Raw genomic sequence first — 705 nt, forward strand, 5'->3', positions numbered from 1 at the left:
CAGAAGATAGAGTAGTTACTGTAACTTCGCCAGAATGTGAAGAGACTTGTCAAACACCACTTTTAACAGTGGGAGAATTAATATGCGATGGGTCTACTTATAGTTTAGATTTTATTTCTGACGGAGCTACTATTAATGCTAGTTCAGGGGTGGTAGATATCGCAAATGGTATGATAACTGGAATTGCATTTGGATCGACACTAACAATCACGGCTTCTAATGGTACTTCTTGTGAAACAATAACTACGGTAGCCATTCCATCGGATTGTCCATCGGATTGTGTCTTCCCAGACTTAACAGTTGGACAAGGAATTTGTGATGGTGTAGGCGCTACTACATATACGGTAAACTTTACAGAGACTACTGGAGCAACACTCACCGTTACTGGAGGAACAAATAATGGTGATGGTACAATTGCTGGAACCATAGGTACAGATATTGTGATCACAGCCACAAATGGTAATTGTGAAAGTATAATTACTATTACATCTCCAACGGATTGTGACAATCCATGTGATAGCGCAAGTATTAGTATTGGAGGAACGGAATGTTCAGAGGATTTAACTAGTTACAGTGTCTTATTTACAGCAGCTCCAGGGGTTACCATAATGGCAAATCAAGGAACAGTAAATCTTGCTAGCGGAACAATCACAGGTATTCCAACAGGAACGAATGTTATAATTACAACTAGTTTTGCTGGTTGTA

1 protein-coding gene is annotated in these 705 nt (G+C 39.4%); it reads left to right on the forward strand.

The window, feature by feature from the left end; genetic code table 11:
• Nucleotides 1-705, forward strand: a 705-nt coding sequence (locus JM658_RS17000; protein WP_236961095.1) for a hypothetical protein, incomplete at both ends; no start/stop codon positions are given.

This window comes from Joostella atrarenae, from assembly GCF_021764745.1.
Lineage (GTDB): Bacteria > Bacteroidota > Bacteroidia > Flavobacteriales > Flavobacteriaceae > Galbibacter > Galbibacter atrarenae.